The 17,242-nt window shown below is 72.0% G+C and carries 18 protein-coding genes; 7 read left to right on the forward strand and 11 right to left on the reverse strand.

Annotated features, from left to right (window positions below; all coding sequences use genetic code 11):
* Positions 1 to 4: 4 nt before the first annotated feature.
* Genes ACFPYL_RS22655 through sigE form a run of 3 tightly spaced genes read right to left on the reverse strand, consistent with a single transcriptional unit; the run spans position 5 to position 2,430 of the window.
* Complete coding sequence (locus tag ACFPYL_RS22655; RefSeq protein WP_379159939.1) at positions 5 to 1,288, reverse strand: S1C family serine protease; 1,284 nt, start codon at positions 1,286 to 1,288, stop codon at positions 5 to 7.
* Positions 1,289 to 1,345: 57 nt separating this feature from the next.
* Entirely contained in the window at positions 1,346 to 1,816 is a 471-nt protein-coding gene (locus ACFPYL_RS22660; protein ID WP_379159942.1) for a hypothetical protein, read from the reverse strand.
* Positions 1,816 to 2,430 (reverse strand): RNA polymerase sigma factor SigE, encoded by a 615-nt coding sequence (gene sigE, locus ACFPYL_RS22665; protein ID WP_379159945.1) that lies wholly within the window; start codon positions 2,428 to 2,430, stop codon positions 1,816 to 1,818. The genes ACFPYL_RS22660 and sigE overlap by 1 nt, the downstream gene beginning before the upstream one ends.
* A gap of 176 nt (positions 2,431 to 2,606) precedes the next feature.
* On the opposite strand from sigE, the gene ACFPYL_RS22670 reads away from it, so the two are divergent.
* Positions 2,607 to 3,248: an O-methyltransferase gene (locus ACFPYL_RS22670; protein WP_379159948.1), complete on the forward strand. Its 642-nt coding sequence runs from the start codon at positions 2,607 to 2,609 to the stop codon at positions 3,246 to 3,248.
* Between the two features lie 5 nt (positions 3,249 to 3,253).
* Here ACFPYL_RS22670 and ACFPYL_RS22675 read toward each other — a convergent pair whose 3' ends face one another.
* Together ACFPYL_RS22675 and ACFPYL_RS22680 are read right to left on the reverse strand one after the other, a co-directional pair.
* Complete coding sequence (locus ACFPYL_RS22675) at positions 3,254 to 4,705, reverse strand: leucyl aminopeptidase family protein (RefSeq protein WP_379159951.1); 1,452 nt, start codon at positions 4,703 to 4,705, stop codon at positions 3,254 to 3,256.
* Between the two features lie 100 nt (positions 4,706 to 4,805).
* Complete coding sequence (locus ACFPYL_RS22680; protein ID WP_082574674.1) at positions 4,806 to 4,973, reverse strand: DUF3117 domain-containing protein; 168 nt, start codon at positions 4,971 to 4,973, stop codon at positions 4,806 to 4,808.
* Positions 4,974 to 5,134: 161 nt separating this feature from the next.
* Between ACFPYL_RS22680 and ACFPYL_RS22685 the strand changes: the two genes are divergently transcribed.
* Both ACFPYL_RS22685 and ACFPYL_RS22690 read left to right on the forward strand, forming a co-directional pair.
* Positions 5,135 to 5,911 (forward strand): PaaX family transcriptional regulator, encoded by a 777-nt coding sequence (locus ACFPYL_RS22685; protein WP_379159954.1) that lies wholly within the window; start codon positions 5,135 to 5,137, stop codon positions 5,909 to 5,911.
* 12 nt (positions 5,912 to 5,923) lie between these two features.
* Positions 5,924 to 6,718: an enoyl-CoA hydratase/isomerase family protein gene (locus tag ACFPYL_RS22690; protein ID WP_379159957.1), complete on the forward strand. Its 795-nt coding sequence runs from the start codon at positions 5,924 to 5,926 to the stop codon at positions 6,716 to 6,718.
* Here the strand turns inward: ACFPYL_RS22690 and ACFPYL_RS22695 are convergent.
* The 5 genes from ACFPYL_RS22695 to dapE are packed head-to-tail and all read right to left on the reverse strand — an operon-like array spanning position 6,715 to position 10,065.
* Positions 6,715 to 7,476: a M14 family zinc carboxypeptidase gene (locus ACFPYL_RS22695; RefSeq protein WP_379159960.1), complete on the reverse strand. Its 762-nt coding sequence runs from the start codon at positions 7,474 to 7,476 to the stop codon at positions 6,715 to 6,717. The genes ACFPYL_RS22690 and ACFPYL_RS22695 overlap by 4 nt on opposite strands.
* Before the next feature lie 32 nt (positions 7,477 to 7,508).
* A complete protein-coding gene (locus ACFPYL_RS22700; protein ID WP_379159963.1) occupies positions 7,509 to 7,934 on the reverse strand; it encodes a hypothetical protein in 426 nt (141 codons plus the stop codon).
* A 15-nt stretch (positions 7,935 to 7,949) separates the two neighbouring features.
* Positions 7,950 to 8,264 (reverse strand): DivIVA domain-containing protein, encoded by a 315-nt coding sequence (locus ACFPYL_RS22705; protein WP_379160892.1) that lies wholly within the window; start codon positions 8,262 to 8,264, stop codon positions 7,950 to 7,952.
* Positions 8,264 to 8,995, reverse strand: coding sequence for an LOG family protein (locus ACFPYL_RS22710; RefSeq protein WP_379159966.1), 732 nt, complete (start codon positions 8,993 to 8,995; stop codon positions 8,264 to 8,266). The genes ACFPYL_RS22705 and ACFPYL_RS22710 overlap by 1 nt, the downstream gene beginning before the upstream one ends.
* Positions 8,992 to 10,065 carry a succinyl-diaminopimelate desuccinylase gene (dapE, locus tag ACFPYL_RS22715; protein ID WP_379159969.1) on the reverse strand — a complete coding sequence of 358 codons (1,074 nt, stop codon included), beginning with the start codon at positions 10,063 to 10,065 and terminating at the stop codon, positions 8,992 to 8,994. Before dapE ends, ACFPYL_RS22710 begins: the two co-directional genes overlap by 4 nt.
* 192 nt (positions 10,066 to 10,257) lie before the next feature.
* Between dapE and ACFPYL_RS22720 the strand changes: the two genes are divergently transcribed.
* Positions 10,258 to 11,103, forward strand: a complete 846-nt coding sequence (locus tag ACFPYL_RS22720; RefSeq protein WP_379159972.1) for an LLM class F420-dependent oxidoreductase — start codon at positions 10,258 to 10,260, stop codon at positions 11,101 to 11,103.
* Here the strand turns inward: ACFPYL_RS22720 and ileS are convergent.
* Positions 11,100 to 14,288, reverse strand: a complete 3,189-nt coding sequence (gene ileS / locus ACFPYL_RS22725) for an isoleucine--tRNA ligase (protein ID WP_379159975.1) — start codon at positions 14,286 to 14,288, stop codon at positions 11,100 to 11,102. The genes ACFPYL_RS22720 and ileS overlap by 4 nt on opposite strands.
* A gap of 274 nt (positions 14,289 to 14,562) precedes the next feature.
* On the opposite strand from ileS, the gene ACFPYL_RS22730 reads away from it, so the two are divergent.
* The 3 genes from ACFPYL_RS22730 to ACFPYL_RS22740 all read left to right on the forward strand — a co-directional run bounded on the left by ACFPYL_RS22730 (position 14,563) and on the right by ACFPYL_RS22740 (position 17,226).
* Positions 14,563 to 15,240 carry a hypothetical protein gene (locus ACFPYL_RS22730; protein ID WP_379159978.1) on the forward strand — a complete coding sequence of 226 codons (678 nt, stop codon included), beginning with the start codon at positions 14,563 to 14,565 and terminating at the stop codon, positions 15,238 to 15,240.
* Positions 15,241 to 15,565: 325 nt separating this feature from the next.
* The gene (locus ACFPYL_RS22735; RefSeq protein WP_379159981.1) at positions 15,566 to 16,621 is read left to right on the forward strand and encodes a DUF222 domain-containing protein; all 1,056 of its coding nucleotides are present in this window, start codon (positions 15,566 to 15,568) and stop codon (positions 16,619 to 16,621) included.
* A gap of 107 nt (positions 16,622 to 16,728) precedes the next feature.
* Positions 16,729 to 17,226, forward strand: coding sequence for a DinB family protein (locus tag ACFPYL_RS22740; RefSeq protein ID WP_379159984.1), 498 nt, complete (start codon positions 16,729 to 16,731; stop codon positions 17,224 to 17,226).
* Positions 17,227 to 17,242: the final 16 nt, after the last annotated feature.

The following is a 17,242-nucleotide window of genomic DNA, read 5'->3' on the forward strand; positions in this document are numbered from 1 at the left end:
GTCGCTAGCCGACCTCGCCGTCGAGGGTGAGCTTGATCGAGCGCTCCTCGCCGTCGCGCAGGACGGTGAACTCCACCGTCTCGCCGGGCTGGTGCGTGCGGATGGCGACGATGAGGGCGATGCCGTCGGTGACCCGAGAGCCGTCGACCGCGGTGATCACGTCGCCCTTCTCGAGGCCGCCGGCCTCGGCCGGGGTGTCCGGCTGGACGGAGTCGACCTCGGCGCCGTTGCCGTCGGACTCGCCGCCGGTGCGGACCTTCGCGCCGATCACCGGGTAGCGCGCCTCGCCGGTGCGCAGGATCTGGTCGGCGGTGATCTTCACCTGCTCAATCGGGATCGCGAAGCCCACCCCGATGTTGCCGGACTCGCCTCCGACCGAGCCGCCGGTGGTCGCGATCGCGGAGTTCACGCCGACGACCTGGGCGCGCAGGTTGACCAGCGGGCCGCCGGAGTTGCCGGGGTTGATCGCGGCGTCGGTCTGCACGGCGTTGATGTACGACGACTCGTTGCCCGAGTCGCCGGTCGTGACCGGCCGGTGCAGGGCGCTGATGATGCCGGCCGTGACGGTCGAGCTCAGCCCGAGGGGCGAGCCGATCGCGACGACGCCCTCGCCGACGACCAGTCGGCGCGACGAGCCCAGCGCGGCCGGCGACAGCTTGCGCGCCTGGGGCACGAAGAGGACGGCGAGGTCGTAGACGGGGCTGCGGCCCACGATCTTCGCGTCGTAGTGGTTGCCGTCCTGGTCGACGACCTCGATCGGGCCGTCGTCGGAGGCTGCGTCGGCGACCACGTGGTTGTTGGTGATGACGTGACCCTGGCGGTCGAGCACGAACCCGGAGCCGGTCGCGCCGCCGGCCTGACCGTCGTACGCCGCGATGATCTGCACGGTGCTCGGCAGCATCTTCTGGGCGACGGCCGCGATCGAGCCGTTGTCGGCCTTCAGCGGCGGCTCGGAGACGGTGTCGACGTCGGCCAGGCCACCGGCCACGGTGCCCGGCTTGTCGCGGAGGCCCTCGTACGCCGCACCGCCGACGAGGCCGCCGAGCACGCCGATCACCAGCGCCAGCACGCACACGACCGGCCACAGCCAGCCGGGCACCCGGCCGCGCGGGGTCTCCTGGCGGTGCTGCTGGGGCGGGGCCCCGAACGGCTGCGGGTACGGCGCCGGCTGGTACGTCGGCGGCACCCAGCTCGGCGCCGGTCCCGCAGGCGGCGGGCCGGCCGGCGGCGGGTAGGGCAGCGGCTGGGTCGGCTCCGCGCCGGACGGCGGGACGTCGTCGTGGCTCACGGCTCCATCATGTCCCGAGGGACAAGGCCTACTCCTGCCGGGGCGGTCGGGCCGGGATCAGTCCTGGCGGGCGAAGGAGGACCGGGTCAGCGTCGGCTCGGTCGGCGCCGGGACCCGCGGGGCCTGGGAGTGGGTGATCGACGCCGGCGCGCGCCGGTCGTTGACGGGCCCGTCGGCCGGGGCGACCCCGAGCGCCAGCACGCCCATGACAGCCGCACCGACGGCGCCGCCGCCGAGGGCGACCAGGCCGATCTGGCGGCGCCGGTGCTCGCGGTCCTCGACGAGGAACGAGCCGGACGGCGTCGCGGGGCACGCGCCGAGCAGCGAGCCCTTGAGGCTGTCGGGGGTCGACGTCGCGCCGAAGGACAGGCCGGCGAGGCGGGTCTTCACCCAGCCCTCGCGCTCGACCTGGTCACGGCAGGTGTGGCAGGTGTGGACGTGCGCCCAGGCGCGCTCGGTCTCCTCCGCGGACAGCTGCCCGTCGAGGAGCGCGCTGACCCGCGGCCCGAGGTGTCCGACCGGACCCATCACGAGGTGCTCCCCCAGCCCGAGAGGAGCTGGCCCGACGCGGGACCGGCGTACCGCACCCGGCCCTCGCTCGGGGCCCGGTGGGCGAGCGCGGTGCGCAGCATCGCGCGGCCGCGGTGGATGCGGGAGCGGACGGTGCCGAGCTTCGTGCCGAGGATCTCGGCGATCTCCTCGTAGGTGAGTCCCTCGACGTCGCAGAGCACGACGGCCGCCCGGAAGTCGGGGGGCAGCGTCGCGAGCGCGCTCTCGATGTCGTCGTCGAACGTGCGGTCGACGTACGCCAGGTCGGGCGTCGGCGCCGAGGACGTCAGCCGCTCGGCGCGCTCGTCGGAGAGGGCGTCGAACCTGATCCGCTGCTTGCGGCGGGCCTGGTCGAGGAAGAGGTTGGTGGTGATGCGGTGCAGCCAGCCCTCGAAGGTGCCGGGCGTGTACGTCGACAGCGACCGGAAGACGCGGACGAAGACCTCCTGGGTGAGGTCCTCGGCGTCGTGCCGGTTGCCGGTGAGGCGGTAGGCCAGCCGGTAGACCCGGTCGGAGTGCTGCTCGACGATCTCCTCCCAGGAGGGCACGTGCTGGTCCGGAGTGGCCTCCACCGGAGCCTCCTTCGAGTGCACTGTGTCGCGCTGTCGCGCGGATCCGCCGAACAAAGTCTGACCTTCCTCACCGTAGGGACAGGTGCTGAGAGATTCCTGTGAGGCCAGTGTCCCTCGTCCGTGCCTCGATCAGGAGAACGAGCGACCCCGGCCCGGTGTTCCCGCCTCCGGCGTCCCGGGCGCGATACGTTGAGCCCGTGAAGCCAGCGAGTTGGTCCTACGCCGAGGAGTTCGTCGCCGAGGACGCCGTCCTGGCGGCCGCCCGGGCCCGGGCCGAGGAGGTCGGCGTCACGCCGATCGGCTCGGGAGGCGGCGCCGCGCTGCGGTTCCTGGCCGCGGCGCTGGACGCGCGCGCGGTGGTCGAGATCGGCACCGGCACCGGCGTCTCGGGGCTGTGGCTGTTGCGCGGCATGCGCGCCGACGGCGTGCTGACCACCGTCGACATCGAGACCGAGCACCAGCGCCTGGCCCGGCAGTCGTTCACCGAGGCCGGCTTCGCGACCCAGCGGGCCCGCACCATCTCCGGCGCGGCCCTCGACGTGCTGCCGCGGTTGACCGACGGCCACTACGACCTGGTCTTCTGCGACGGCGACAAGCGCGAGTACTCGGCGTACCTCTCCGAGGCGCTGCGGCTGCTGCGCCCCGGCGGCGTGGTGGCCTTCGACAACGCCCTGTGGCACGACCGGGTCGCCGACCCCGCCCAGCGCGACGAGGAGACCGTCGCGATCCGCGACCTGGGCCGCGCCGTCGCCGAGCACGACGGCCTGGTGTCGCTGCTGCTCCCCGTCGGTGACGGGCTGCTCCTCGCGAAGAAGGAGTGGAGCCCGGACGCCGACTGAGCGGTCTAGCTCCCGATCCCCGCCAGCGGCTCGGCCGAGCCCAGCCACTCCAGCAGCGCCCGCGCCCCGAAGCCGGTCGGTCCGGCGGTCCACTCGTACGACTCCTCGGGGGCGTCGCCCACCGACGCGACGTCCAGGTGCGCCCACGGGGTCTCCCCCACGAAGTGCTGGAGGAAGAGCGCAGCCGTGATCGCGCCCGGTCCCCCGGCTCCGTTGTCGGCGTCGGCGACCTTCGAGCTCAGCTTGGCCTCGTAGGACTCGCTCAGCGGGAAACGCCACAGCGGCTCGCCGGCGGTCTCCGCGGACGCGGCGAGCAGGCGCGCGAGCGCGTCGTCGTTGGCGAAGAAGCCGCCCACCTGCTGCCCGAGCGCGACCTTCATCGCACCGGTCAGGGTCGCCACGTCGACGATCACGTCGGGCTTGACCTCCGCGACGGCGTACGCGAGCGCGTCGGCGAGCACGACCCGGCCCTCGGCGTCGGTGTTGGTGACCTCGGTGGTGCGGCCGCCGTAGTGGCGTACGACGTCACCGGGACGGACGGCGTTGCCGCCGATGGCGTTCTCCGCCGAGGCGACGAGCCCGACCACCCGCACCGGGCAGCCGACGGCGGCGAGCGCGGCCATGGTCGAGAGGACGACCGCCCCGCCCGTCATGTCGCGCTTCATGTTGACCATCGCCTCGCCCGGCTTGATCGAGAGGCCGCCCGTGTCGAAGGTGATGCCCTTGCCGACCAGCACGACGGTCGGCGTACGACGTCCGGCCTTCGGCGGCGCGTAGTCGAGGCGGATCAGCCGCGGCGGCGTCGCCGAGGCCTGGCCGATGGCCAGGATCCCGCCGAAGCCACCATCGGCGAGCTCCTGCTCGTCCCACACCCGGCACTCGAGGCCGTGCTCCTCCGCGACCGCGCGCGCCTGGTCGGCGAGCCACGGCGGGTTCTTCAGGTTGGCGGGCACGGTCGCCAGCATCCGCGAGCGCCAGCCCGCGCCGCCGATCGCGACCGCGCGCAGCAGCACCGGCTGGAGGTCGGGCGCCAGGTCGGCGAGCACCACCCGGCCGACCGGTTGGTGCTCCGGCGGACCGGAGCGCCACTGGAACCCGAACGAGCCGAGCATCGCGCCGACGACGAACGGCGTCAGCGCCTCGTCGGGCGCGATCGCCGGGATCGTGGTCGCCACCGAGGCGCGGTCACGGGTGGCTCGCGCCATCGCCGCGCCGGCCCGGCGGAAGTCCTGCCCGCGCTGCGCACCGACACCGACCAGCAGCACCAGGCCGAGCTCGGCGTTGTCCGCGCTGCCCAGGGGCACCGGGACGGTCGTGACCTCACCTGCGCGCCCGGTCGCCGCAGCGACCTCGAGCACGCCGACCAGGTCGATGCCGAGCAGGTCGGCGAGGTCGGCCGCACCCGGACCCAGCAGCGGCGCCGTGCCGTCCTCGCCCGGGAGGACCGGCAACGCCACCACCTCGACGCCGACCACTGCGTGGGGCGGTGTCTCGCTCAGGGCGAAGTCGGGAGGTGAGACCTGACTCGGAAGGTGGAGCTTCGGGGCCGACACGGCGTCAGCCGACGACGTCCTTGAGGGCATCCCCGAGAGCACCGGCCTCCTCGGCGTTGAGTTCGACAACGAGGCGGCCACCGCCTTCGAGCGGGACGCGCATCACGATGCCGCGCCCCTCCTTGGTGACCTCCAGCGGACCGTCGCCCGTCCGCGGCTTCATCGCCGCCATCCGCGCACCTTCCTTCGCCTGTCAGGGGCCGAACGAGCCTCCGAGCGAGCCCGCTGCGCCATGTGCGCGAACCATTATCCCCTATGAAGTGGTGACGTGGAGCACCAGCCACGCCCTCGGGGCAACGCGGGTGCTCCGGCCACGGCTGGCAGACTCGGCGCATGCAGGCCCGCTCGGCACTCTTCGACGTGTACGGCGACCACCTGCGCGCCCGCGGCAGCGAGGCCCCGGTCGCCGCCGTCGTGCGGATGCTGGACCCGGTGGGCATCGCGGCACCGGCCGTCCGGACCGCCATCTCCCGGATGGTGATGCAGGGCTGGCTCGAGCCGGTCCAGCTCAGCGGCGGGCGCGGCTACCGCACGACCGAGCAGGCCAACCGGCGTCTCGACGAGGCCGGCGACCGGGTCTACCGCCGGCACCTGCCCACCTGGGACGGGCGCTGGCACGTCGCCTTCGTCGACCCGCCGGCCGGCCGGCCGGTGCGCACGCGGTTGCGGGCCGACCTGACCTTCGTCGGGTACGCCGAGCTCGCGGACAACGTCTGGGTGAGCCCCTTCCGCCGCGCCGAGCTCGAGTCGGTCCTGGAGCGGGCCGGCGCCACCGCGCGGACCGCCTGGGCCGACGGCTTCGACCCGGAGCCGACCGGCGCGTGGGACCTGGGCCGGCTGCGCTCGTCGTACGACGGCTGGCTGGAGGCCGCCGACGGGTTGGTCGTGCGGCACCTGGACGCCCACGACGACGAGGACGAGGCCGCCTTCGCCGCTCGCTTCCACCTCGTGCACGAGTGGCGCAAGTTCCTCTTCGCCGACCCGGGCCTGCCCGACGCGCTGCTCCCCGACGACTGGCCGGGCCGCGAGGCGGCCGCCCTCTTCGCGTCGGAGGCGACCCGGCTCAAGCCCGGCACCGACCGGTTCGTCGCCCGCTGTCTGGGCGCCTGACAGACTGCGGGCATGACCGATGCTCCTGTGCTGCTCGAGGTGACCGACGGCGTCGCCACCATCACCCTGAACCGGCCCAAGGCCTACAACAGCCTCAACATCGAGACGAAGGTGCTGCTGCGCGACACGATCCGCCAGGTCGCCGACGACCCGGACGTGCGTTGCGTGGTGCTGACCGGCAGCGGCAAGGCGTTCTGCACCGGGCAGGACCTCAAGGAGCACATCGAGCTCCTGGAGAACGGCGGCAGCGACGCGCTCTTCACGACGGTCGACGAGCACTACAACCCGACCGTGACGGCGCTGGCCGGGATGGCCAAGCCGGTGATCGCCGCGGTCAACGGCGTCGCCGCGGGCGCCGGCTCCAGCCTGGCCTTCGCGTGCGACCTGCGGATCGTCGCGGACACGGCCGGCTTCAACCTCGCCTTCGCCAACGTCGCGCTCTCCTGCGACACCGGCGCGAGCTACCACCTCCAGCAGCTGGTCGGCCGCGCCAAGGCGATCGAGCTCCTCTACTTCCCGCGCACGATCAGTGCCGCCGACGCGCTCGAGCTCGGCCTCGCGACCAAGGTCGTGCCGGCCGACGAGCTGGCCGCCGAGGTCGGGGCGCTGGCCAGCCGGCTCGCGGCCGGCCCGACGGTCGCGCTCGGCGCGATGCGGCAGTCCGTCGCGTACGCCGCCGGCCACTCCTTCGAGGAGGCCCTCGAGCTCGAGAGCGCGATGATGACCAAGACCGGAGCCACCGCCGACCACCGCGCCGCGGTGGCGGCGTTCGTGGCGAAGGAGAAGCCGACGTTCGAGGGTCGCTAGCGCGACGCCCGGTGGGCGCCGAACAGGTTCAGGAGCTGGCGCGGCGCACCCGAGACCATCCGGGCTCGTGACGGGCGGTAGCCGTACTCGACCGTGACGGCCGAGCCGCCGAAGCGGCTGTTGAACCAGCCGGTCATCGTCCCGTGGCAGACCCCGCCGCAGGTGAACGACTTGCGCGGCAGGTCGAGCGCGCGCGCCACCCGGGTCGAGAAGCCGCGGTCCTTGGTGTCGGTGTCCACCCCGAAGAGCGGCTGGTGGAAGCTGATGATCCGCGCCGGCCTGATCTTCCGCAGGAACTTCATCATCGCCCGGGTCTCGGGCTCCGAGGCAGCGCGCGGCCCGGACTCGTAGGACCCGTCGAGGTCGGCCCAGCGGTAGGGGAAGTTGCGGTTGAGGTCGACGCCGTGGGCGTTCTTGCGGGTGCCGCGGGCCAGGCCGTCGGGGTTGTAGACCGGCACCACCCACAGGTCGATGCCGCGGATCGGCTGCCCGTCGCGCAGGCTCGTGAGGATCTGGCGCGGCTTGCCCTCGTCGCCGTGCATGGTGGCCATGAGCAGCACCTTGCGCTTGCCCGGCTCGCCGAGGTGCCAGGCCGTGATGGGCCGGCCGCGGACGGAGTGGCCGATCACCACCCGCTCGACGACGGCCGGACGGTCGACGGGCGCCTGGCCGGCGTACGCCGGCGCGACGGTGGGCGTCGCGACCAGCGATCCGGCAGCGAGGGTGGCGAGGGCGGTGAGGATGATCCCGAGACGCATGCCCCGCACCCTGTCACACCGCCCCGGGGCGGTCAGACGACCGAGGTCAGGTAGGCCCAGGTGAAGACGGAGACGCCGACCAGCATCCCGACGTGCGCGAGGATCGAGAGACCGGGGCCGTCGGACCACGAGTCCTCGCTGCCCTGGGAGGCGTGGCGTCCGCGCGGGCGTCGCCAGCGCACCAGGATCAGCAGGCCGGCCGCGACGGTGACCCACCAGCAGGCCAGCGACAGGATGCCGAAGGTCGAGCTGCCGACGAACGTGTCCTCGGACGCGACCAGGAAGACCACCCACGACACGAGCGCCAGCGACCCCGCGATCGTGTGCACGTTGACGAGGCCCTGACCCATGTTCAGGCGGCCCGCACCCCCGCTCCGGCGGCCCAGCCGCAGCCGGGTCAGCACCACGACGACAGCAGCCAGCGCGGTGAGGACGTAGACGATCACCTCGGTCGACACGGGTGCGAGTGTGCCCTACGCGGTGTGGTCGTCGCCACGCAGCGGCTCCGGCGCGGGCTCCTCCGGGGCCTCAGGACTGGTCTCCGGGGCGGGTTCGTCCCGCTCCCGGGCGAGCCGGTCGAGCAGTGCGTCGACCTCGGACATCCGGTAGCCGCGGAAGGCCAGCGAGAAGCGGACCCGGCGGATGTCGTCGGCCGCGAGCGGCCCGGTCGCGGGCACGCTGGAGTCGGGCCGGTCGTCGTACACCTCGGCCATCGGCGTGCCGCGGCCGGCGGCCAGCAGGGCCACGCCGCCGAGGGCGAGCACCACGAGGACGGCGAAGAACCACATCACGAGCGGTGCGCCTCCCGGGCGGCCACCATCAGCGCGACGGCCTCGTCGACGTCGTCGGTGACGATCAGGCGGTCCAGGTCGACCTCGCTGATCGTGCCGCTGGCCAGGGAGGTGTCGCGCATCCAGTCCAGGAGCCCCTGCCAGTACGACGACCCGACCAGCACGATCGGGAAGTCGGTGATCTTCCCGGTCTGGACCAGGGTCAGCGCCTCGAAGAGCTCGTCGAGGGTGCCGACCCCGCCGGGCAGCACGATGAAGCCCTGCGAGTACTTCACGAACATGGTCTTGCGGGCGAAGAAGTAGCGGAAGTTCACGCCGACGTCGACCCACTCGTTGAGGCCGGACTCCCACGGCAGCTCGATGCCGAGGCCGACGCTCACCCCGCCCGCCTCGCACGCACCCTTGTTGGCGGCCTCCATCGCGCCCGGGCCGCCGCCGGTGATCACCGCGAAGCCCTCCTCGACGAGGCGGCGACCGGTGGCCTCCCCCGCGGCGTACCAGGGGCTGTCGGTGGGCGTCCGGGCCGAGCCGAAGACCGCGATCGCCGGGCCGAGCTCCGCGAACGCGCCGAAGCCCTCGACGAACTCCGCCGTGATCCGCTGGACCCGCCACGGGTCGGTGTGGACCCAGGCGTTCTGGCCGCGGGAGTCGAGCAGCCGCTGGTCGGTGGTGCCCTGGTCGACCTGGTTGCGGCGCTGGATGATCGGGCCCTTGAACTTCGCTCTCATGCGGTCAGCCACTTCCTCAGGACGTCCTCGCAACGCTCGATGTCGGCCACGGGCACGTGCTCCTCCTGCTTGTGGGCCAACAGAGGGTCGCCTGGCCCGAAGTTGACGGCCGGTACGCCGAGGGCGCTGAACCGGGCCACGTCGGTCCAGCCGAACTTGGGGGCGGCGTCGCGACCGACGACCGCGAGGAAGTCCTTCGCCGCCGGCCGGTCCAGCCCGGGCAGCGCGCCGGGCGCGGAGTCGGTGAGCGTCACGTCGTACCCGTCGAAGAAGTCGCGGACGAAGGCCTCGGCGTCGGCCTCGGAGTAGTCGGGCGCGAAGCGGTAGTTGACCTCGACGACGCACTCGTCGGGCAGCACGTTGCCGGCGACGCCGCCGCGGACGAAGACCGCGTTCAGGCCCTCGTGGTACTCGAGCCCGTCGATGACGGGCTTGCGCGGCTCGTAGTCCTCGAGGCGCCGCAGCACCGCACCGGCCTTGTGGATCGCGTTGACGCCGCGCCACGCACGGGCGGTGTGGGCGCGCTCGCCGGTGGTGCGGACCTCCACGCGGAGCGTCCCCTGGCAGCCCGCCTCGATGCCGGCGTTGGACGGCTCCATCAGGATCGCGAAGTCGCCGGCGATCAGCTCGGGGTCGCTCTGGGCGAGCTTGCCCAGGCCGTTGTGGACGGCCGCGATCTCCTCGGCGTCGTAGAAGATGAAGGTGATGTCGCGGTTGGGCTCCGGCACCGTGGCGGCGATCCGCAGGATGACCGCGTCGCCGCTCTTCATGTCGCAGGTGCCGAGGCCGTGCAGCAGGTCGCCCTCGGCCGTCTGCTCGCGCCTGGCGGGCAGGTTGTCGTTGACCGGCACGGTGTCGAGGTGGCCGGCGATGACCACGCGCTCGGCGCGACCGAGGTCGGTGCGCGCGACGATGTTGTTGCCGCGGCGTACGACCTCGAGGTGCCCGAGCCCGCGCAGCGCCTGCTCGACCGCGTCCGCGATGGCCTGCTCCTCCAGGCTGACGGACTCGATGTTGACCAGCTGCTCGGTGAGGGTGACCGCGTCGGTCGTGAGGTCGAGCGTCGTCATGGTGTCCATCCAACCAGCCCGGCCGTCCGACGGGCGGCCCGGTCGGAGTGGAGTTTTGTCGGTCGGCCGACGTTTCTCACGCTTGGACGACAAAGGTTCATCGTCCAAGCGTGAGTTTCGTCGGCCGACCGACGAAACTCTCCCACCGCGGACACCTGTCCAGAAAACTGCAACACGTTCTAGTATCGGCGCATGCGCAACGGACTCGTCCTCTTCACCTCCGACCGCGGCATCCGGCCGGCCACGCTCGCCGCGGCCGCGGAGGAGCGCGGCTTCGACACGTTCTACGTGCCCGAGCACACGCACATCCCGGTGAAGCGGACCGCCGCGCACCCCGGCACCGGCGACGAGACGCTGCCCGACGACCGCTACACGCGCACCCTCGACCCGTGGGTCTCGCTGGCGACCGCCGCGCAGGTGACGTCGCGGATCAAGCTGTCGACCGCGGTCGCGCTGCCGGTCGAGTCGGACCCGATCACGCTCGCCAAGCAGATCGCCACGCTCGACTACCTCTCCGGCGGTCGGGTGGAGATCGGCGCCGGCTTCGGCTGGAACACCGACGAGCTCGCCGACCACCACGTGCCCGCCGCCAAGCGGCGCACCGTGCTCAAGGAGTACGTCGAGGCGATGCGCTCGCTGTGGACGCAGGACGAGGCGTCGTACGACGGCGAGTTCGTGTCGTTCGGGCCGTCCTGGGCGTTCCCGAAGCCGGCCGCCCACATCCCGCTCATCATCGGCGCCGGCGGCGGCCCGAAGACCTTCGCCTGGATCGCGGCCAACGCCGACGGCTGGATGACCACGCCCACCCAGTCCGACATCAGCGCCCAGATCGAGGCGCTCAAGACCGCCTGGGCCGACGCCGGCCGCGACGGCGCCCCCGAGATCCGGATCCTGATCGCCTTCAAGCCGAACCCCGAGGACCTGATGACGTGGGCCGAGCAGGGCGCCACCGAGCTGATCTGGGGTGTCCCGGACAAGTCCGAGGACGAGGTCCTCGGCTCCCTCGACCGCCTCGCCGGCCGACTCGGTCTCAGCTAGGCCTTCGCCACCCTGACGGCGGCCTTCTCGCCGTCGCCCACCGGGACGTCATACGACTCGGTCGCTCCGGCGACCACCTCGTATGACGTTGCCAGGGTCTCGCTGGCGATCAGCTGCTCGTGGGCGCGGGCGGCGGCCTGCACGGCCTCGCCCCCGGCGATCGTCAGCGCGATCCGGTCGGAGACGTCGAGGCCGGCGTCACGTCGGGCCTGCTGGACCTGGCGGACCAGGTCGCGGGCCAGGCCCTCGGCGGCGAGCTCGGGCGTGACCTCGGTGTCGAGGACGACGAAGCCACCGCTGCGCAGCACGCCGGTCGCCGTACCGCTGTCGGCGGAGCCGGCGACGGTCTCGAGGGTGTACTCCCCCTCCTCCAGCGCGAGCCCGCCCGCGGTGACGGTGCCGTCCTCGCCCACCGACCAGTCACCGGACTTCGAGCCCTTGATCGCGACCTGCACGTCCTTGCCCAGCCGCGGGCCGGCGGCGCGGGCGTTGACGGTGAGCTTCTGCTCGACGCCGTACGCCGCGGCCTCGTCGGAGTCGGCCGCGAGGAGGCGGACGTCCTTGACGTTGACCTCGTCGCGCACGATCGCCTCGAAGCCGGACAGTGCGGCCGGGTCGTCGACGACCACGGTGAGCGACGCGAGCGGCAGCCGGTTGCGGAGGTTGCGGGCCTTGCGCAGCGCGGACGACGCGGAGCAGACCTCACGGACCTGGTCCATCGCCGCGACCAGCGCCTCGTCGGCCGGCAGCTCGTCGACCATCGGCCAGTCCGCCAGGTGCACCGAGCGACCGCCCGTCATGCCGCGCCAGACCTCCTCGGTCGTCAGCGGCATCAGCGGCGACGTGGCCCGGCAGACGACCTCGAGCACCGTGTAGAGGGTGTCGAACGCGGCCGGGTTGTCGCCCCAGAAGCGGTCCCGCGAGCGGCGGATGTACCAGTTCGTCAGCAGGTCCAGGAACGACCGGGTCGCGTCGCACGCGTCCGCCACGGCGTACGCGTCCAGCGCCGTGGTCATCTCCTCGACGAAGTCGCGGCACTTGGCCAGCAGGTAGCGGTCCAGCGGGTCGGTCGACGCGGTCGACACCTTCGCGTCGTACGACGAGGCGTTGGCGTAGAGCTGGAAGAAGTACCAGCTGTTCCAGAGCGGGATCAGGACCTGGCGCACGGAGTCGCGGATGCCCTGCTCGGTGACGACCAGGTTGCCGCCGCGCAGGATCGGCGACGACATCAGGAACCAGCGCATCGCGTCGGCGCCGTCGCGGTCGAAGACCTCGCGCACGTCGGGGTAGTTGCGCAGCGACTTCGACATCTTGTTGCCGTCGGAGCCGAGCACGATGCCGTGGCTGATGCAGTTCTCGAACGCCGGCTTGTCGAAGATCGCCGTCGCCAGGATGTGCAGCGTGTAGAACCAGCCGCGGGTCTGGCCGATGTACTCGACGATGAAGTCCGCCGGGAAGTGGTGCGTGAACCAGTCCTCGTTCTCGAACGGCACGTGCACCTGGGCGAACGACATCGACCCTGAGTCGAACCAGACGTCGAGCACGTCCGGGACGCGCCGCATCATCGACTTCCCGGTCGGGTCGTCGGGGTTCGGGCGCACCAGGTCGTCGACGTACGGCCGGTGCAGGTCGGGCTCGCCCTGCTGGTTGCGCGGCAGCCGGCCGAAGTCGGCCTCGATCTGCTCGAAGGAGCCGTAGACGTCGATGCGGGGGTACGTCGGGTCGTCGCTCTTCCACACCGGCACCGGGGAGCCCCAGAAGCGGTTGCGGGTGATCGACCAGTCGCGGGCGTTCTCCAGCCAGCGGCCGAACTGGCCGTCCTGGATGTGGTCCGGGACCCAGTTGATCTGCTGGTTGAGCTCGAGCATCCGCTGCTTGATCGCCGTGACCTCGACGAACCACGACGAGACGCCCTTGTAGATGAGGGGCTCGCGGCAACGCCAGCAGTGCGGGTAGCTGTGGTCGTAGGTCTCGCGGCGCAGCAGCACCGTGCCCTCGGTGACGGCGCCGCCGCCGGACTTCAGGTGGTCGATGATCTGGAGGTTGGCGTCGAAGACCTGCAGGCCTTCGTAGTCGACGACCGGGAACGTGAACTTGCCGTCCTTGCCGACCGGCATCACGGCCTCGATGCCCTCGCGGTCGGTGACGATCTTGTCGTCCTCACCGAAGGCGCCGGCGGTGTGGACGAGGCCGGTGCCGTCCGTGGTCGTCACGAACTCGGCGGGCACCACGCGGAAGGCACGCTCGTGGCCGCGGTAGTAGGTGAACGGCGGGTCGTAGACGAGGCCGACCAGGTCCGCGCCCGTGCCGCGCCAGGTCACCTCGGGCGACTCCCCCAGCTCGCGGGCGTACGACGCGACGCGCGCCTCCGCCAGGATGTAGCGCACCCCCTCGACCGAGACGACGACGTAGTCGATGTCCTCACCGACCATCACCGCGAGGTTGCTCGGCAGGGTCCACGGGGTCGTCGTCCAGACGAGCAGCTTGGCGCCCTGGAAGGGGCCGTCGGTCGTCACGTCGTACCCGACCGTGACGGCGGGGTCCTGCCGCATCTGGTAGACGTCGTCGTCCATCCGCAGCTCGTGGTTGGAGAGCGGGGTCTCGTCGTTCCAGCAGTAGGGCAGCACCCGGAAGCCCTCGTAGACCAGGCCCTTGTCGAAGAGCTGCTGGAAGGCCCAGATCACCGACTCCATGTAGTCGGGGTTCATCGTCTTGTAGTCGTTGTCGAAGTCGACCCAGCGGGCCTGGCGGGTGACGTACTCCCGCCAGTCGCCGGTGTACTGCATCACCGACGCGCGGCAGGCCTCGTTGAACTTCTCGATGCCGAGCTCGAGGATCTCGTCGGTGGTCTTGATGCCGTTGAGGCGCATCGCCTCGAGCTCCGCGGGCAGCCCGTGGGTGTCCCAGCCGAAGCGGCGCTCGACCTTCTTGCCGCGCATCGTCTGGTAGCGCGGGATCAGGTCCTTGACGTAGCCCGTCAGCAGGTGGCCGTAGTGCGGCAGGCCGTTGGCGAACGGCGGGCCGTCGTAGAAGACGAACTCGTTGGCGCCGTCCTCGCCCGCGTCGCGCTGGTCGATGCTCGCCTGGAAGGTGCCGTCCTGCTCCCAGAACGCGAGGATGCGCTCCTCGATCTCCGGGAAGCGCGGGCTGGAGGGGACCGAGCCTTCGACCTTGGGGTACGTCATCGGGGTGTCTCTCTGTGATCGGGCTGCCAACCACAGGGACGACATCTGCCGCGGTACCACCCTGCTTGCCCCGCCGTACGACGGGACCACTCGTTCACGGCTGTGACGGGCCTACCCGCCGGGGTCTACTGGGCTTGCGCTGTTCTTCCCGGGGCTCGCCGCTGATGACGGCTCGAACGCCTGTGCCTGGAAGCGTACGGCGTGCGCGCTCCCACCCGCCAATCGGATTGCCGGTCGGCGCCCGGGGGTAGACCCGTCACCGGGAGGGATGACGATGGGACGAGCCAAGGCGCGCCGCCGGCCGCGGCCGCAGCAGCGCCGAGCAGCCACGTCCGTGGCGCGTCTCGCCTGGATCGGGATCCTCACCGCCTCCGCGGCGCAGGTGGCCGTGATCGCGACCCAGGACCTCGACCTGCTCTGGGTGATGATCGGCGCCGACCTGGCGGTCGGGCTCGTCCTGGCGCTCGGAGCCGGCCTGCGCAGCCCGCTCGACGCCGAGTCTGCCGTGGTGGGGTCGGCCGTGCGCATCGGCGGCCTGCTCGTCGTCGTCCAGACGGTGGTCGGGTGCCTGGCCGCGCTCGGCACCGTGCTCAGTGACGACGGGTTCGACGGCGGGGCGTTCGCGGTGCCGTTCCTCGGCGTGCTCCTGGCCGTCCTCGCCGTGCTCTGCGTCCTCCTCGCGTGGTGGATCGTGGTGCTGCCCGTGGTGACCATCGTGCGCGGCGCCGCGGGTGCAGTCCGGGGCAGGACCGGGCCCAGGCTCCACGTCCTCTTCTCGCTGCTGCTCCTGGAGGCCGTCGCGCTCGCGGTCACCTCGTCCGGCCACCAGCAGCGAGGGTGGCCCGCCTGGCCGGTGGCGACCGCCCTCGTCGCCATGGTCGTCACCGTCGCCGGACTCATCGCCGTCGGCGTCCGACTCGCCCGCACCAGGCGTCCGGTGGGTGAGGTGTGAGGGCCGCTAGGCCCGAGCCTCGAGACCCGGTGAGGTGACCTTCGGCCTGCGGGAGGGCGCGGGTTGGCCGCCGACAGGCAGCAAAGGCGGGTGCGGCGGTCTCGGGCCGACGTCGTCTCCCGGCCTTGCGGCCCACGGCACCGGTGGTTGAGGAGGCGCGCCAGCGCCGTCTCGAAACCCCGGAGAGCCGGCCAGGGCGACGAGCGCGACGCCCCACGAAAGTGGACTCGAAAATACGTCTCGAAATTGTCCACATGCCGGTCAGAACAAGGGTTCTGAGCGTCTGACTGTCGGCGGTCCCTGGTTGAGTTTCACCATGACAGCGATGACCACACCCCGCCACCGAGTGGCGACCGCGACCGCGCAGATGCGCGCCGCCGCGGACGCTGTGGTCGACGCGTCGATGTGGTCCATGGACGTCGTCGAGACCGCGCAGACGCTCGTCGAGCTGACCCGGCTCGAGGCGCAGGTGGTCGAGCTGAGGTCGCGGGTCGCTCGGCATGCCGACGACCTGGAGGTCGGCCACGAGACCGGTGCGACGTCGACGGCGAACTGGCTCGCCCACGAGACGAAGCAGACCCGCCCGGCCGCACACCGCACCGTCCGGCTCGGCTACGACCTCGACCCCGATCTCGTGGCGCGTGCTGAGCAGCATCTCGTGGAGGCGGCGCAGGAGCACGATGCGAAGGCGCTGAAGATCCTCGGCCGGCGCCTCCTCGAGGTGGTGGCCCCCGAGATCGCCGACGCCCACGAAGCACAGCTGTTGGAGCGCGACGAGGCCGAGGCGGCGACGGCGTGCCGGCTCACGATGACCGACGACGGTCACGGCAAGGTCCACGGCCAGTTCACCATGCCGGTCGTGCAGGCGGCCGCGTTGAAGAAGATGCTCCAAGCGCTCGCCGCGCCCAAGCACCAGGCCGCCACCCACGGCGCAGGCGTGGAACGCCGACCCGGGCCGGAGCGGATGGGACGAGCGTTCTGCGAGCTCATCGAACGGATCTCGGCGAAGGACCTCCCCAAGGTCGGCGGCCGGGACGCCACCATCGTCGTCACGCTCTCGTACGAGTCGCTCATCGGGCAGGTCGATCAGGCCGGTGTCCTCGACACCGGCGAACCGATCAGCCCCGGCCAGGTCCGCCGGCTCGCGTGCACCGCCCGGATCGTCCCCGTCGCCCTCGGCGGCGACTCCGAGGTCCTCGACGTCGGGCGTGCCCGCCGGTTCTTCACCAAGGCACAGCTCACCGCCATGGCCATCAGAGACCGCGGCTGCGTCGCCGAGGGCTGCGACTGCCCGCCCTGGATGTGCCACGGCCGCCACTGGATCCGCTGGGCCGACGGAGGGCCTACCGACCTCGATGACGGCGGACTGCTGTGCCCCTGACACCACACCCGAGCCCACGACCCCACCTACCAGCTGACCCACCACCCGAACGGGAAGGTCACCTTCCACCGACGGTGCTAGGCGCCCGGCATGATCGACTGTCACCCATGAGCGACGAGACTCCCCACCGCGGCGAGGCCGCAGTCCTGATCGAGTACCTCGACCACTTCCGTGGCGTGCTCGAGCGCAAGTGCGAGGGGCTGGACGCCGAGCAGCTCGCCCAGCGCTCGGTGCCGCCGAGCAGCATGAGCCTGCTCGGGCTGGTGCGGCACCTGGCGGCCGTCGAGTACTCGTGGTGGCGCCGGGTGATGGAGCGCAACCTCGACCTGCCGAAGATGTGGGGCAAGGACGAGCACCGCGACGCCGACTTCGACGGAGCGGTCGCCGACGACGCGGTGGTCGCCGAGGCGTGGGAGGCGTGGCGCACCGAGGTCGCCCATGCCCGGGAGTTCCAGGCGAGCCACCCGATGGACCACCTCGGCCAGCACGACGACGGCGACCTGGAGATGCGCGAGGTGGTCGTCCACCTCATCGAGGAGTACGCGCGGCACTGCGGCCACGCCGACCTCCTGCGCGAGTGCATCGACGGGCGGACCGGGGACTAGCCGGCGGTCGGCAACC

It is taken from the genome of Nocardioides hankookensis (genome assembly GCF_042658885.1).
Lineage (GTDB): Bacteria > Actinomycetota > Actinomycetes > Propionibacteriales > Nocardioidaceae > Nocardioides > Nocardioides hankookensis.